The sequence below is a fragment of the Novipirellula artificiosorum genome, assembly GCF_007860135.1.
GTDB classification, from domain to species: domain Bacteria; phylum Planctomycetota; class Planctomycetia; order Pirellulales; family Pirellulaceae; genus Novipirellula_A; species Novipirellula_A artificiosorum.
Genome location: NZ_SJPV01000001.1, coordinates 132317 through 147797 on the forward strand (window position 1 = coordinate 132317; position 15481 = coordinate 147797).

The 15481-nt window shown below is 54.2% G+C and carries 8 protein-coding genes; 4 read left to right on the plus strand and 4 right to left on the minus strand.

Translation table 11 applies throughout. The annotated features are described in order from the left end of the window. Window positions 1-211 precede the first annotated feature (211 nt). Window positions 212-2962 (plus strand): O-antigen ligase family protein, encoded by a 2751-nt coding sequence (locus Poly41_RS00315; protein ID WP_197230962.1) that lies wholly within the window; start codon window positions 212-214, stop codon window positions 2960-2962. On the opposite strand, the gene Poly41_RS00320 is transcribed toward Poly41_RS00315, so the two are convergent. Then, window positions 2913-8537: a trifunctional serine/threonine-protein kinase/ATP-binding protein/hybrid sensor histidine kinase/response regulator gene (locus tag Poly41_RS00320; RefSeq protein WP_146523951.1), complete on the minus strand. Its 5625-nt coding sequence runs from the start codon at window positions 8535-8537 to the stop codon at window positions 2913-2915. The two genes, Poly41_RS00315 and Poly41_RS00320, sit on opposite strands and share 50 nt — an antisense overlap. Before the next feature lie 482 nt (window positions 8538-9019). Between Poly41_RS00320 and Poly41_RS00325 the strand changes: the two genes are divergently transcribed. Then, window positions 9020-10033 (plus strand): class I SAM-dependent methyltransferase, encoded by a 1014-nt coding sequence (locus tag Poly41_RS00325; protein ID WP_146523952.1) that lies wholly within the window; start codon window positions 9020-9022, stop codon window positions 10031-10033. Window positions 10034-10084: 51 nt separating this feature from the next. Here Poly41_RS00325 and Poly41_RS00330 read toward each other — a convergent pair whose 3' ends face one another. The 3 genes from Poly41_RS00330 to Poly41_RS00340 form a co-directional block, all read right to left on the minus strand. Beyond that, window positions 10085-11197, minus strand: coding sequence for an HD domain-containing phosphohydrolase (locus tag Poly41_RS00330; protein WP_146523953.1), 1113 nt, complete (start codon window positions 11195-11197; stop codon window positions 10085-10087). Then, window positions 11194-11583: an Hpt domain-containing protein gene (locus tag Poly41_RS00335; RefSeq protein WP_146523954.1), complete on the minus strand. Its 390-nt coding sequence runs from the start codon at window positions 11581-11583 to the stop codon at window positions 11194-11196. Before Poly41_RS00335 ends, Poly41_RS00330 begins: the two co-directional genes overlap by 4 nt. Window positions 11584-12053: 470 nt before the next feature. Next, window positions 12054-13643, minus strand: a complete 1590-nt coding sequence (locus tag Poly41_RS00340; protein WP_146524895.1) for a bifunctional GNAT family N-acetyltransferase/carbon-nitrogen hydrolase family protein — start codon at window positions 13641-13643, stop codon at window positions 12054-12056. Between the two features lie 490 nt (window positions 13644-14133). Between Poly41_RS00340 and Poly41_RS00345 the strand changes: the two genes are divergently transcribed. Together Poly41_RS00345 and Poly41_RS00350 are read left to right on the plus strand one after the other, a co-directional pair. After that, window positions 14134-14670, plus strand: coding sequence for a hypothetical protein (locus tag Poly41_RS00345; protein ID WP_146523955.1), 537 nt, complete (start codon window positions 14134-14136; stop codon window positions 14668-14670). Between the two features lie 39 nt (window positions 14671-14709). Then, window positions 14710-15435 carry a hypothetical protein gene (locus Poly41_RS00350; protein WP_146523956.1) on the plus strand — a complete coding sequence of 242 codons (726 nt, stop codon included), beginning with the start codon at window positions 14710-14712 and terminating at the stop codon, window positions 15433-15435. Window positions 15436-15481 lie beyond the last annotated feature (46 nt).

Sequence of the window (15481 nt, forward strand, 5' to 3'; positions counted from 1 at the left end):
GTCGTCCGGAACCCGTTACGCTAGACCATTCAGAAAAAACCGTTGAATCAGTAAGTCTTAATGCGGAGAATCGTTTTATTGGGAACTTTTTGGGAGCGAGTGGGTCCATTCGCTTTACAATGGCGTTCAAAACGCCCGTTCACCTGATCCGCTTTTCTGCCTCCAATCCAACATGCCGTCGTCCCGTTTTGCGACGAGAACCTCTCTACCTATGCAAGATTCACTCATCAAGCTGCGAACGATCTCGATTTGGGTCTCCGCAGCGATCCTGACGTCTTTGCCATGTTTGGTCGCGCTCGATTATGCGGGAGTCCTGAAATGGACCCAATGGGCTGCGGCCATCGCGATTTTCGTCGCAGCCTTGTTCGCTTTGCCGGCCCTGAACGATCGTGAAAACCAAGGAAACCCTGGTTTTCATTGGTTTTTCTGTATTCTTGTGGGTTGGGCCGGATTCGCTTGGTTTCAAACGCTACCGCTTCCTGCGTCGATCCAGTCGCTGCTGAGTTCCGGATCGGCAGAGGCCTACACGACTTGGATTATTCCGATCGTCGGCTCGGCCGCCACCGAATCGATGCATCCGATTTCAATCGATCCGTGGAATAGTCGGCACGGAGTTGCCGTGTTATTGATGCTGGCGACGTTGGCATGGACTTCGGGGACGGTGTTCCAAACTCGCGCTCGCTTGGCGACGGTTCTCGTCGGATTAGCAGCCGGTGCTGCGATCCACGCCGGACTTGGTATTTTCAGAATGGTCGTTCCCGACGCGGATGCATTAGGGATGGATGTGGTTCGCTACGGGTCTCCCTTCGCAGGCTTCGTTTGCCGTAACAATGCTGCCTTGCTGATGAACATTGGCGTTGGCACCAGTTTAGGACTTTTGGCTTGGCGTTTATCTGCACTGATTGGTCAAGAAGTGGATGATGAACATTTTGAGGTCAATGACTTGATCTCGCTGGTGAGCGACCGTGACAGCAGCATCGCGCTGGGAAGCTTGGTGCTGTGCACCGCGGCATTGTTGGTGTGCGGGTCGCGGGGAGGGCTGGTTGCGGCATTGTTCGGTTTTCTGTTGGCGTTTGGTTGGATCCGGGCACGACGAGGATTGCTCAGCATTCCCGTTATTCTCGGGGTCGTCACGATTGCGACGGTTTTATTGCTCGTTCCCTTGAATCTGGATCTCAAATCGATTCAACGTCTGGAGCTGTTTGTCAATCGTGACAACTCGACGTTGCTACACGATGGTCGCATTCCCCATTGGACGGACGGTTTCACAGCAGCGAAGGCCTATTTGCCAATGGGCAGCGGATTAGGCACCTACGCCGACGCTCACCTGCCTTATCTGGATCGCAGTGCAGAGGCATGGTTTTACCATGCCGACAACCTTTACCTCGAAATGTTGACCGAACAAGGGATCGTGGGCATCCTCCTAACGATCGCGATTTTGGTCGGGCTCGTGATCTCACTTCATCGATTGAAGGAATCACCGGACCCAGTCGACCACGGCCTGCGGGTTGCCGGTTGGTACATCCTTGCTGCGCTGGTGGTTTCCCAGTTTTTCGACTTTGGATTGATCATCCCGGCCAATCTGATTGCCTGCTGCGTTTTCTTTCCCATCGTCGCCAGCCGTCGTTTCCTGCTCGCCAGTCACATGACCGAAGAAGATGAGCGATTGGATGATTTGGAGGCATACGAGGATGATGCTGCCTATAGGGACGAGGCTGCTTATGAGGATGAGGATCGTGAGCAAGCCCTTGCCGCGGCGGAGCAGCCTCCACGGGTTCGTTTTCAAACTCCCCGCACGGTCGCGGTGTCAGCGGGCGTCGCTGCGGTTGCAATCGTACCGGCGGTCTGGGCGATCTCGGTTTTGGGTGCCGATGCGAAGGTCGATGCGCTCGCTCGTCAAGCTCGTTTTGCGTTGAATGACAACTCGGTTGAAGCCGAGGAGCTCGAAACCCTCACCGGACAGCTTGAGAAGATTGCGGATCAGACCGGGGCTCCCGAAGCTTACCGGGCTCTGTCGGACCTTCATCACCGCATCGGTCGTTACGACGAAGTCGCCAATTCCAATCCCAAGAGCATTGAACAGATCCAGGAGCTGTATCGCCAAACCTCACCGTTGATTCGCCGACAGTCTTGGCTCAAGACGCAGCCAGCGATTTCGACAACTTCCGAAAGCACCCAGATTCCATCAACCACCGATACGCAAACGATGGAGCCCTCCCCGACGAATCCTGTCACGTCAACCCACTACGTCATGGCACTCCAAAACGCAAAATCGGAGCTATTATCGAGGCCGCTGTCACGCGAGGCACGTTCGTCGAGCCTTTACCTCGATTTTGTCGATGAGGATCGAGAACGTACCAAGGCCTTGCTTAAGCAACTGCAATCGCTTTATAAGACCAACACTCCCGCGATGCAGAAGATCGGAAGTTTGGCACTCGACAGCAATGAACGCGAGATCGCTGCGGAGTGCTTCCGAACCGTCTTGAAACGTCGTCCGTCGAGCACCAATAGCATTTTGAATGTGATTCAATCCCACCCCGATTTGTCGGCAGCTGAGATTGTGCCACCGAGCGCCGTCAATTACCGAAACGCGGCGAGATTTTATATTTCGCGGCCTTCACCGGACTTAGGCTTCTTAGAAACGGCGTTCGGAGAACTCGCCTGCGATCAATGCCAAACCGTTGCCGAACGTGCTGCTTGCGAAGAACTCGCTGGCGATACCGCTTACGTCCTCGAAAAGTACACCGAGGCTTTCGAGAGCTATAAAAAGGCCATCGAATTCAAACCCAACGATGTTCGCTTAAGGATCAAGTTGATCGGCCGATTGCGAGCTCAAGGAAATCGTGATGAAGCGTTGGTTCAAGCGCGCGACGCAAGGAATGATATGCCGAACGAAGACCGCTTTGAAGTGATCATTCGTCAGATCCGTGACGCGGAATTGCAAGAGTTTGAAAAGCAGTAGTCGAGAATTCGGTGATCCTTTTGGAATGTCTCTCCGCGGATAACGACGCATGGGTTGTTTTTCCAGCGAAATGAGCAATCGTCTCAAACAGCGTGTCGGGTTCAATGGGTTTGGGGAGATGCCCGTCCATTCCTGCCTTGCTGCAATCCTGCCAGATTTGAGCGCCGCTATGGGCCGTCATAGCGATGATCGGAAGCAACCGGCTCGATTCACTCGGCAATTTTCGGATCGCCTTGGTCGCATCAATGCCGTCCATTTTGGGCATGTCGACGTCCATCAGACAAAGGTCGTACGTTCCGGATGACGCGAGCTGAACCGCCTGTTCGCCATCGTTTGCGACGACCACCTCATAGCCTTCCATTTCGAGGATACCGACGATCACTTCTTGATTGATGATGCCGTCCTCAGCGACGAGGATGCGTGTGGCACGTGATTCGCGCGCCGAGGCTTCGATTCCGAAGGTCAAAGGCGATGCTGGTTTTCCAGGGTTAACAATCCCGACGAGCGCGTTGTCCTCCGTCGCTTGACCCGCAGCGAATTCCTGAATCGTTTGCGGATCTGCGATTTGCATCGGAATCATCACGGTGAAGGTACTGCCCAAACCGACGGCGCTACTGAGCTCAATCGATCCCCCCATCATTTCCGCTAACTCTCGACAAATCGCCAGCCCCAATCCGGTGCCACCATAACGCCTGGTGGTACTACTATCGGCCTGCGAGAACGATTCAAACACCTTGGCCTGCTTGTCGGCGGGAATCCCCACACCGCTGTCCTGGACCTCGATGGAAATCATCACCGACAAATCGGCAACCGGACGCGATTGAATGCGAAAGGCAACGAAGCCGTTATCGGTAAACTTGATCGCGTTGCCAATCAGATTGACGATAATTTGTCGAAGTCGTGAGGGATCCCCCATTACGACATCGGGGACATCCGAAGCCACGTCACAGATCAGTTCAACCCCTTTTTGCCAAGCCGATGCAGCCATCAATCGACTAATCTCACCTGCCAACGGATCCAAGCCAAAGGGAATCTGCTCGAGCTCCATTTTGCCTGCTTCAAGTTTCGAGAAGTCAAGCAAGTCGTTGATCAGGGTTAGCAACGATTGGCCGCTTTCGTGAACGGTGTCCAGGTAGTTGGTTTGACGTGGATCTTGAGAGGTTTGTTGTGCGAGACGCGTCATCCCCAAGATTCCATTGAGCGGGGTACGAATTTCGTGACTCATGGTCGCCAAGAATCGGCTCTTTGCTTCATTGGCAGCATTGGCTGCTTTAATCGCCTCGCGAAGTTGTCCTTCGATTTCTCGCAGCTGATCGTTTCGTTCTGCTAGCTGTATTGCCCGCTCTTCTGCAGCCTGAGTGCGTTCAAAAACACGTTGCTCCAGGGTATCGTTCATTTGCTGCAACTGTTTGAACCCATCCGCGTTCTCCAAGGCTGCACCCGCCAACGTCGTGACAAACTCAGCGATTCGCAATTCATCGTTACCGAACAGATCTTGAAGCTCGGTATGCGAAACGAGCATCATTGCGACAATCTCACCACGAAAAACAATCGGAGCTGCGAGCGCGCTGCCGCTTGACGTACATCCCCTGGGCCGCTGCTCGGCATGGCAGACCGCGTGACCTTGATCAAACGCCGTTTGTAGCAATGCCCCATTGGCATCGATTCGGCATTGGCCATTCGCGTCAAGTCTTGCTTCACTCCAACAACAAAACTGCACATCTGTTTGATGGCGACGAATTAGAGCGATGTCAACGTGTTGAGCTCGCAGCAAACGGCGAGCCGAATCGCTGGTTTGTAAATAGACTCCGTTGGCTGTTAATGCCTGGGCGATTCGGCGACCGGATTGAAGCAACGTGACAAAACGATCCGCCAAGGACAGGTTGACGGGAATGCTGACGCTCTCGGTCAAGGGGCGATGCACCTCTTGAATGCATTCGTTCAGATGATCCAAACGGGCCCGCTGAAGCTTCGGAAACGAACCCAAGCGTTCCGGTTCATGTTGATACAAATCAGCAAGTATTTGCAGCGTATCACGTTGCTCAACGAGCTGGTTGAATTCGATTGCGACCGCCAAACTACGGTGCAGATGTCGTATCGACCGATCGGTCTTACCTTGCATTGCATCCAACAGCGCGATCTCACGAAGGCAATGAGCCCGATCGGCCGGGTAGGCTTTTGAGATCCGGTAGGCCTGTCGCGCCGCACGGCGTGCTGCTTTGAACCGACGCTGTAAACGTCGTCCGTCGCGGCGATCGGTTTCCTCGAAACGCTGTCGCATTGCGGTTGCCAGCCAAGCGTAAGCAGGGCTGATGTAAGTGTTAAGGTGTCCCGCAAGGCGACATCGCTCGATCGCTTCTTGCAAAACTTCAACGGCATCATTCGTGCGGTGATGGTGAAGCAGTACAACTGCGTAAGCCAATTGCGTTTGAGCGTGGCTCTGGGCATCAAGCCGATTTAAAGCCGCCTCATGTTTGACCAATTCCAAGGGCAGTGTCGATGGCGAACTGCGAGCCCAAACGTCCAAGCTAATCCCTGTCGCTTGCACATCCCCAATCTCCTGGCCAGAGTGGTACATTTTAGACGCGGTTTCGACTGCGCCTAACAGATCCCCGATGCGATACTGCGCATTGGCCGCCTGGTAGCGAGCCATGTTCATTTCCCAGAAGTCACCCGTTTGACGCAGCAGTTCCACCGCGGTGCTGGACGTATCAATCGCCTCTTGAAATTGGCACGCGGCGAGCTTGACGACGCATTGGTAATGCCGAGACTGGCCCTGTCCCCAAACATCACCTCGATCACGACGGATTTGGAGCGACCTTTCGATGTATTGGTCGGCCCGAGAGAACCAACGCAGCAAACTCATGACCGGGCCGTGTTCGCTATAAATGGCGGCCAGGGTCTCCGAGGGAGCGTATCGTTCCGCTTCGTTGAGGGAATGGAGATGGTTCCCAAGCGTCCATAGTCGATGTCGGCTAAACCAATACACTCGCGAAAGGCGGCTAAGCAGTTGCAATCGCAGTCGTTCGAGTTCCGACGGTGGGCCCAAACGTGCGACCAAAACGCGGGGTAACGCTGCGTGCATGACCTGGCGGACGACTTGAAACAACAAACACACCAACATCGTCACGACGTTGCTGGGGAGGTGAATGCCGGTCGTCACCAACGCCTGTTCGTACTCCGTTGCTGCATCGACGAAACGACCGCGTTTGAACGCAACTTCGCCGATTTGCTGCCGTACGCGCGATTTTTCGAGCGGTGTCTGAGCCAACGCCAAAGCCTCAGCCAAGAACACCGCGGCCGTGGTGTAGCGTCCGGTCAACAAATGGATCTCACCAAGCCCTTCGGAGATCAATAGACCCGTCGCCAAATCGTGGCGCGACACCCACCGCTTGGCGATGGTCAATTGGTCTTCGGCAACGCTCAGTGAGTGACGCTGGCGAGCATTTTGCGCTGCCTCGAGTGCGTACTTCAAGGCCGCACTGCCAATTCCCGCGGCATCATAGTGGAAGGCCAAATCGAAAACGTTGGTTGGATCTTGCTTTTCCTGATACAACGCGGTTTGCTGATGCAGCAACTGACGCTGCGATGAATCAAGACTCATGTAGAGTTGTTGGTGAATCTGATCGTTGGCAAAACGAAGCCAGCCCGCCTGTGCATCTCGCCACAACAATCGTCGGCTCAATGCGTCGGTAACGACTTCCAATGCGTCCGCGTATCGCACGCCTGCAACATTCGCGAGCACCCCCATTTCGAATCGAACGCCAACAACCGCAGCCGTTGCCATCACCTTCACTTCTCGGCTTGACAGTTCGGAAACCTGGCGTTCCAACAACTCAGCGAAGGATTCATCCACTCGTAACGCGTCGATCAGCAATCCCTCCGCCACCCATCCCTCGTCGGTGGGTCGGATCGCTTTGGAATCCATCATCCGTCGCAGCATTGCGGAAGCTCGGGTGGGACTGCCGCCAGCCACTTCAACGATCGAGTGTTTGATCGAATCATCAAGCTTGCCAGCGGAGGATTCAAGATGCAACCGCATGGCTTCATCGGTCAGCGGCGCTAAGTAGCGAACCGAATGGTTCTGAGTGTAAGGCAACGAAGCGGTTGAATCACACGTGATCATTAAGAACAATGAGTTTCCCGATTCCTGTTCTGCCCGCTCGATCAGAGAGCGGACCACGTTTCGCGTTAAAACGTCCGCTGAATCGAGGTCGTCGAATAGAATCGTGACGCCACCTCGCTCATGCGCCAAAGCGGCAAAGAGCTCTTCCAGGGCGATTTGTGCTCGTTGACTCCCGTAGGCATCGGGCCCTGTCACCTGATCGGCAGTGGGCCAAAGCGAAGCGAGGTCAGGCAATAATTCCGCTAGCGTTGCTGCGTGTTCGGTCGTGGCAAGGGAAAGCCGTGATGACAACGAAGCATCGCCTGCGCAAAGTTGGGCAATCGTTGCGAGCACCCGTTCAATCGACTGAAGTGGCTTCGGGTTGGTCGTGGTTGTGGTACCGCTACGGAGAACAATCATCGAGCGGGAAGTCGCAATCCGCTCGATCTCATCCACAAAGCTGCGCCGACAACTGGGCTCGGATCCCGTGACGATCTGAAGCTGGAATTCTCCCGAACATGCGGTTTCCATGGATCGCTGAGCTCCTGCCAAATCCGACTCACGGCCCACCAAGGCCGGTTCCGTCATGGCTTGCCGAACGTCCTGTGTCCCGATAGCGAATCGAGTGCTCCGGCCGTTCGGCGTATCGCACTGTGCGATCCAATCGAGGTCGTACCGTAATGCAGTGGCTGTTTGATAGCGGTCGCGAGGATCTCGCTGCAACAAGCGGCTGACCAGGTCGTCCAACGGTTTGGGGACATCAAGCCCCAATTCTCGTAGCCGAGGAGCCTCATCACACAATTGACGATTGAGATAGTCGCTTGCATTCGATGCCTCGATTGGCAATCGACCCGCGATCATGGTAAACAGCAGCACTCCGACAGAATACAAATCCGAAGCAGAGCGGATTTCCCGTGCCAACGATCCGCTCGATTCCGGTGATAGAAAGGCTAGATCCGCAAGTTCGAGGGTTAAGAAGTCGTCTTCCGCATGAAGGTTGCTTAGCGAAGCGTCTTGAATCTCAATCAAACCGTCGTCGCTGCGATACAGACAATGGCTGTTCAACCAACCGTGAACAAGCGACATCGCATGCCACTGCACCAAGCACTCCGAAACCTCGATCGCGGTAGCCAATGCCTCGGAAAGGCTGTAGCGACGTTCAAGAAGCCAATCACGAAGCGGCTGCCCCGTGGGCAAGGCAACCACGCGGGCCAGCACACCGTCGTCGTCGACCAGTAAGTGCTGACGCAGGCTACCTTTCGGTTGATGCTTCGCATTGTTGCGCCATTGTTTGCGAACCAAGGCGAACAACTCGGGCGACGTACGTGACTCGTCGAGCCACTCTGCGGTGTAGAGACCCGAAGACGAACTGGATTGCACGCGGCAAGTCGCGATCGGTCCAGCGAATTGGAGCTCTGACGCTGGAACATAACCACGAAGTTCAGGAAAAGTCGCCGCGACCTGCATCATCGTGTTCTTGCCCTGACAGAAACGTTTCCCCTCGTACCCTTTCGAAACTTAGCTCACAAAATCACGTCGAGCGCCGCTACTCACAAACCGCAGACATTTTTCAAAAATATCTTGACGGGTCCAGACCTCCTGCTGCAGAGTGTCTGGTGCGTGCCATCACGTGAAAACGATTCAGAAAAATCGAAATTCGAACGTTTCCAGAGAGAGTTATGACAATTGAAACGATTCGCATGGCTCTGACTTGCACCCAAGGACGCATCAAGATCTGGAAGTTGCCGTTCTGCTTCTCGAGATCGTTCTATGGCCTTCGTGTTGTGCGCGTCCTACGCGTTTGATGGCGATCGTTCGCGCTTGACAACTTCGTTTGTAAGGAGATATTGCCGTGACTGATTAGGGGATCGCCCGACGTGGCGTTCCCTCAGCACGTACAGAACACCTATCCACTTTCACTAGGGTCGCGGGGGCAACCAAAGATGAGCATAGTGACACCCGATCGTCTGGCACTTTCAGCAAGAGGTCAGCAGGTCTACCATCGCCAACAGCAGATTGAACGTCCTTCCCACGATGAACCTCTTGACTCACTACTTGATCAAGTCGATTCGGTATTCCGGTCACCCGAATCGAGGGTGAGCGTCATCGAGGATGCAGTGGATCAACTGTTTCGCGGGCTCCGCGGATTGCGAGAGAACGCTTCCGTGGAGCAGTGGAAGGCAATGATCGAAGCGGGACGATCCCATCCGGTATGCACACTCATCCACCAGGACCCCTTTACGTCTCGCGCATTTCACAAGCCACGCGGCTATGCCGGGGACGCCGTGATGATGGACTATATCTATGGACGTCAAGAAGGTTGGAAACAACCGAAAGCCTCGGCGCTCGGTTCGGCCATCTATCAATACACCACAGGTGCCCCGGCATCCGCAGGGGTGCGTGAACGGCGTTGCTACATCGCCGAATGGCTTGATCAAGCAGGACGACTTCGTTCGGATCAACATGTCCTTGCGGTCGCCGCAGGTCATCTTCGGGAAGCGAGCCTTTCATCGGCTGTGCGACGAAATCGCTTCGAGCGATTTGTCGCCATGGACGCTGATGCCCAGAGTTTGGAAGAGATCCGTCAGTGTTACGGACGGTTTGGTGTGGAACCGGTCGTTGCCAATATTCGGCGTATGCTGACCGGGCGACTCGATCTCGGGATGTTTGACTTGATCTACACAACAGGCCTGTACGATTATCTCGCGGACTCGACGGCGAAGAGGTTAACAGCGAATCTCTTCAAACATCTGCGTCCAGGAGGTCAGCTCGTGATTGCAAACTTCTTGCCAGGAATCCGTGACGTTGGCTACATGGAGATGTTCATGGATTGGCACCTGATCTACCGCAGTCGTGGCGAAATGATGGTTCTGGCCGACGACCTTGATCAGTCGCTGGTCGAAGAGGTACGGATTTTTGCCGAGAGCAACGAGAATGTCGTGATCATGGAAATGACGAAACGGTAAACCGTTTGACGGCAAGCAAAGGGCCGCCGCCACCTGCACGCAGGTGGCGCGTTAAGTACAAGCCGTGGCATTCGGTTGCGGTGATGATCGCATCGCGTCATTGCACTGACTCATCGGCAAAAACTCGGAATCCTCGTTTTCAGGAGCATCGTTCATCCGGCGTTTGATTGCTCGAAACTCGGACTCAAGTTTCAAGAAGGCTTGAACCAAGTTCGGATCAAAGTGAGAACCCGAACCGTCGGAGATGATTTGCACGGCTGTGTGGTGGCTGTATGCCGGCTTGTAGACACGCGGGCTTGTTAGCGCATCGTAGACATCCGCGATTGCAACAACGCGCCCGCTCAACGGAATCGCTTCGCCGGCAAGCCCATTGGGGTAGCCGGTTCCATCCCATCGCTCGTGGTGCGACATCGCAATTTCGTAGGCCATTCGAAGAAAAGCCGCCTCAGGATGAGCCTCGGCAACCGCTTGCAGCGTATCGCCACCGATCTTGGCATGCTGTGTCATGATGGCGAATTCTTCCGTCGTCAACCGTCCGGGCTTTAACAGAATTCGATCCGGGATCCCAACCTTTCCAATGTCGTGCAGCGGACTTGTTTCATAGATCGATTGGATATAGATGCCATCGATGGTGTCTTGGTACTGTGGCCAAGTGGAAAGCTCAAGGCACAGTGCACGACAGTACTCACGAATGCGATCGAGGTGGCTACCGGTATCGTGGTCACGACTGTCAGCGAGCTTTGCCAGCGCAAAGATCATCAAGTCGCGGCTTTCAAGCAACAAAATCCGCTCGCCAGCACGAATGCGCATTTGCATTTCCCGTGGTGAAAACGGTTTTGCAATGTAATCATCTGCACCGGCATCAAGTCCCTCTACGATGCTGGCGGTATCGCTGCGACTGGTTAGCAAAATCACATAGGTGTAGTCACAACAACCACGCTGCCGAATCTCACGACACAAATCGATGCCGTTCATCTGTGGCATCTCAACATCCGAAATCACAATCCGATATTTTCCACTGCGGACGTGCTCGAGCGCTTCGATCCCATTCAACGCGATGGTGCTGCTGTAGCCGAACTGTGAGAGTGCATGACACAACGTCTCGGCGGCAATCGGATCGTCGTCGACCACGAGTATTCGAATCGGACTCGCATGCCTTTTCATTCTTCTCGCCCTTGATTGCAGGGAAGGTTCGATAGTCCGATCTCTTCGATTCGGCTCACCTCGCCATGCAATTGACGTAGCTCGTCAACGAGCCCGAGCAATTCGGACGTTGAATCGCTGTGCGCTCTTCGCTCAAGTTCGGCGGCGACCTCCGCAACCCGAGGCATCGCCATGGTGCGAGCCGTTCCCTTGTGACGATGTGCAAGCGAGGAGAGCGTTGATTTGTCGCCCAAACGCACGGTGGATTCAAGATCGTCACAGTCAACGCGTGCAGTCTCTACGAATCGCTTTAACATGCGACTCGCCATTGCTGCGCTGCCCATCATACGATCAATCAGTTCGTCGTAGTCGATGATCGACGAGTTGGTGGTGGTTGTGGATGTCATTGGGTGCCCCTAGTCCTGCGGAGGATTCTTTTCCTTGCCTCGATTTCGCGATACAAAAAACATGGTCCGCTGTCAGGAAAAACCTACGTTGTCCTTTTAAATGCAGATCAAGATTTGTAGGCTTTTTAGTGACAGGGACGTTAGAAAGACAGGCTTTCATCTGCCTCGACGCGCCTGATCGATGCAACCGCTACATTCGGATGCGACCCCACGCGGCTTGCACCTGCTATCAGGTGAATGCTTGTTAACTGCGACGCGTTGTCCCCGGGCGGCAGGCCAGGCGGGTGGTTGCTGCCAGCGTTTTCTTGAACGACTGTGTCAGGGAAAAGATCCTCTAAGAACCTATCCGAAACGGGGTCTGACCTTCTCTTGGTCTGAGCGCATCGGCAGCGATTCCATTGGAAAACAACGAGTTTTTGAGCAATCGAAACGTCGGTCGACAAAGGGTCAGCCCCCTTTTCGGATAGGTTCTAAATGTCACGAGTCCCCTGAGGGGTCTGGTAGCGAACACCATACAGATCTCGGCGACGATCGTGCCAATTGGTCACGCTACCTTGCTCTCGATGACGACGTAACAGTTCGAGATCGACATCGTGAATCACGACCATTTCTACATTCGGGTTCGCTTCGGCTCCGATCGCGTCGCGAGCAAACGTCACGTCGGCAGGCGTGAAGATGGCGGATTGGGCGTAGTGAATGTCGGCGTTCTCTACGAAAGGCAAGTTGCCTGTGCATCCGGCAATGGCGACATAAAAATGGTTCTCAACCGCGCGAGCTTGAGCGCACAAGCGAACTCGCAAGTAGCCAAGTTGCGTGTCCGTATTGAACGGCACAAACACAAGGTTTGCCCCCTGTTCGGCTGCGATCCGCGAAACTTCCGGAAACTGGCAATCGTAGCAAACTTGAATGGAAATCGGACCACAATCGGTTTGGAACACTTCGACCTTGTCACCGCCCGCCACACCCCACCAACGCCGCTCCGATGGAGTAATATGCAACTTGTATTGCTTTTCGATGCTCCCGTCACGACGGAACAAATACGAGATGTTATAGAGGGTGTCGTCTTCAACCACGAAATGCGATCCTCCAATGATGTTGGTATCGAAAGAGACCGCCATCTCGGCAAACAACTCCAAGTACTGGGGCGTGAACTCCGACAACGCTCGCGCCGCGCTTCCAGGTCGCTGGCTCGGCAAACACGACAATAATTGCAACGTGAACAACTCGGGGAATAAAAGGAAGTCACATTTGTAGTCACCAGCAACGTCGACAAAGTAACGAGCTTGCTTCGCGAACTCATCAAAATCTTTGACTGCCCGCATCTGGTACTGAACGGCGCCAATGCGGACCAGTTCGACACTCCGGCGAAAGCGCCGACTCGGTACGGCCGAGTAGTCCAAGTTCTTCCATTCCAAGAATGTCGCGTAACCGCAACTCTCTTGATCCGAAGGCAGGTAGTTGGGGATCAAACCTTGCAAGGCGAACCCATTGGCAATCTGCGCGGTCAGGACGGGATCGTACAGCGACTTATCGATGACCCGTTCGACATACTCTCGGGCCGACATCGTATCGGCGTTCTTGTGGTAACCAGGGATTCGGCCACCGATGATAATGCGAGCAATATTTCTTTGCCGACAAAGATCCTTGCGAGCTTGATACAACCGGCGTGACAGACGCATTCCCCTGAATTCGGGGTCAACCATGATTTCGATGCCGTACATCGTGTCGCCATCTGGTGCATGACTTCGGATGAACCCACCGTCAGCCATCTTCATCCAATTGTGCCATTCCAAGTTGTCGTCGAAATTGACCAACAAAGAACTCGACGATGCGACCACCTCGCCATCACATTCGACCACGAATTGCCCTTCGGGAAATCTCGACAATTGGCTCTCGATCTGCTGCCTTGTCCAAGTTTCCATCTCGGGGAAACACTTATTTTGAATGCGGACCAGTGCAGGGTAATCCTCGATTCGAGTGGGACGGACGATCAGATTCCATTCGAACTGAGACAGATCAATCTCGTCGGTTAGTTCGCTGGCGGAAACTTCGTCCTGCATGGCTTCACGAGCGAGTGACTTTTGCAATACAGCATCCTTGTCAATCTTGTCATTCGTATCACGGGTTTCCTGACCGATGACAGTTTGATGTTTGGCGTCGTGGGGTCCCTCGGGGCGAGTGGTCACGGCGGCTCCTGGTGAGTTTCAGTGGGAAAAAATTAGATCGGAATCAGGCACCGCGGATCATATCCGACTGGGGCGATTCGACGAGTGGTGACACACGTGTGCCACGAAGGCTTCTGCTCTCGAAAAGGTCTCGTTTTCGCAATGGTGTGTTCACCGCCACGGCTCTGCAATAGTGCATCGTGTCACGCGATAAGGACGATTCGCGTTGCCCTGTCTCTAGCGTGATCGCCCGTTTATTGCTTTAATAGAAGTTGTCTGGCTCGCTGGGCCCCCCCATTCGGCCGCGTGGCTTGCTGGGCTTCCCATACGGCGCACCCCACGGGGGGGCAGCGTTGTTTGAAGTTGATACGTACGAGGAAAATTGATGGCGGATTTGGAACCTGAAACACAACCTTCGGAAGCTGCGGGCGAAGCTCCGGCAGACGCAAACGCCACAAAAACAGGAAGCGATAAGGCATCCGAACTCGAATCCGCCCAAATTGAAGTCACCGAACGTAAGCTGACGCTATCGGATATCAAGGCGTTACCCGAAGACGTCGACGAGGATGGATTTGTCAGCATTTGGAATGTTGCCTCAACCACTTGTGCCAAGGACACGGCTCAAGCTCGTGAATTGGCGGCCAAAATGCTTTGTTTTCTTTGCAAAAAGAAATGCGATTTTGTGGTCACCAGCACAAACAATGCACAATATCTTGACGAATGGTTTGAACGCGATACAAAAATTCTTTACGACTGGAAGCCCGAAAGCGAACTCGTCGATGTCGTGTCGCAGCATGCCGAAGTTCCTTACGAGGCGTTTCTCTCTTTCTTGTCGAACCAGAAGTTTTCACCCGATTCGAAGTACACCGCGACTCGAGCTGCTCGTGTCGAGTGGTTTCAACAAATGTGGTGCGTGGGATAGGTCGTTCGGCACCAACGAATTTTTCGAGCGAGTCCGTTTGTGTCCATGACGTCTCAGCCGAGCGACACCGAGATCCCTGCGTCTGCCAACGCTCCGCCTCGTCATCAACCGGGGTGCTGGATCTACGGTTGTCTTGGGCTTGTCTTTTTCTCCTCCGCGACACTGGTTTGCGGGGGACTTGGCGCCTACTGGTACTTCAAAGACCAAGTCGAGAAGTATACCGCCAGCGAGCCGGTGCTGATCCCTTCGATCCAATATGCGCCGGAGAAAATCAAGCAGCTTGAAACTCATCTCGAGACGTTTGCGAAGACGGTTGAATCGGCGCCGACCGAGGCTCAGGATTTGGTCTTATCGTCAGACGACATCAACGCACTGATCAGCAGGAACGAGAAACTCAAGGGCAAGGTTCATTTGGCCATTCGAGATGGCCAGATGGTTGGCGATATCAGTGTCCCAATGGACAACCTTCCCGGAGGATCAGGGCGTTACTTCAACGCGAAGGTGACCTTCCATGTCTCCCTTGAAAACGGAGTCTTAATCATCACCTTATCGAATGCAGAGGTGAAAGGCGAACCGGTTCCCCAAAGCATGGTCGATGCGATCGCCAATAAGAACTTGGCCAAAGAAATTTACAAAGATCCCGAGGCGGCGAAATGGCTGAGCCGATTTGAACGTCTTCGGATCGACAAGGATCGATTGGTCCTAACGCCACGCCAGCAGCTTGATCCCGATCCCGTCCAAGCAAGCGGCGAGCCACCGATTTAGGCGGCATAAACAATCACTTGCAAACTTCTTCAACCGGCACTTGAAG

Coding starts and splice junctions, on each gene's coding strand:
- Poly41_RS00315 (WP_197230962.1), top strand. CDS start 212: ATGCAAGATTCACTCATCAAGCTGCGAACGATCTCGATTTGGGTCTCC.
- Poly41_RS00320 (WP_146523951.1), bottom strand. CDS start 8,537: ATGATGCAGGTCGCGGCGACTTTTCCTGAACTTCGTGGTTATGTTCCA.
- Poly41_RS00330 (WP_146523953.1), bottom strand. CDS start 11,197: ATGAAAAGGCATGCGAGTCCGATTCGAATACTCGTGGTCGACGACGAT.
- Poly41_RS00335 (WP_146523954.1), bottom strand. CDS start 11,583: ATGACATCCACAACCACCACCAACTCGTCGATCATCGACTACGACGAA.
- Poly41_RS00340 (WP_146524895.1), bottom strand. CDS start 13,643: ATGCAGGACGAAGTTTCCGCCAGCGAACTAACCGACGAGATTGATCTG.
- Poly41_RS00345 (WP_146523955.1), top strand. CDS start 14,134: ATGGCGGATTTGGAACCTGAAACACAACCTTCGGAAGCTGCGGGCGAA.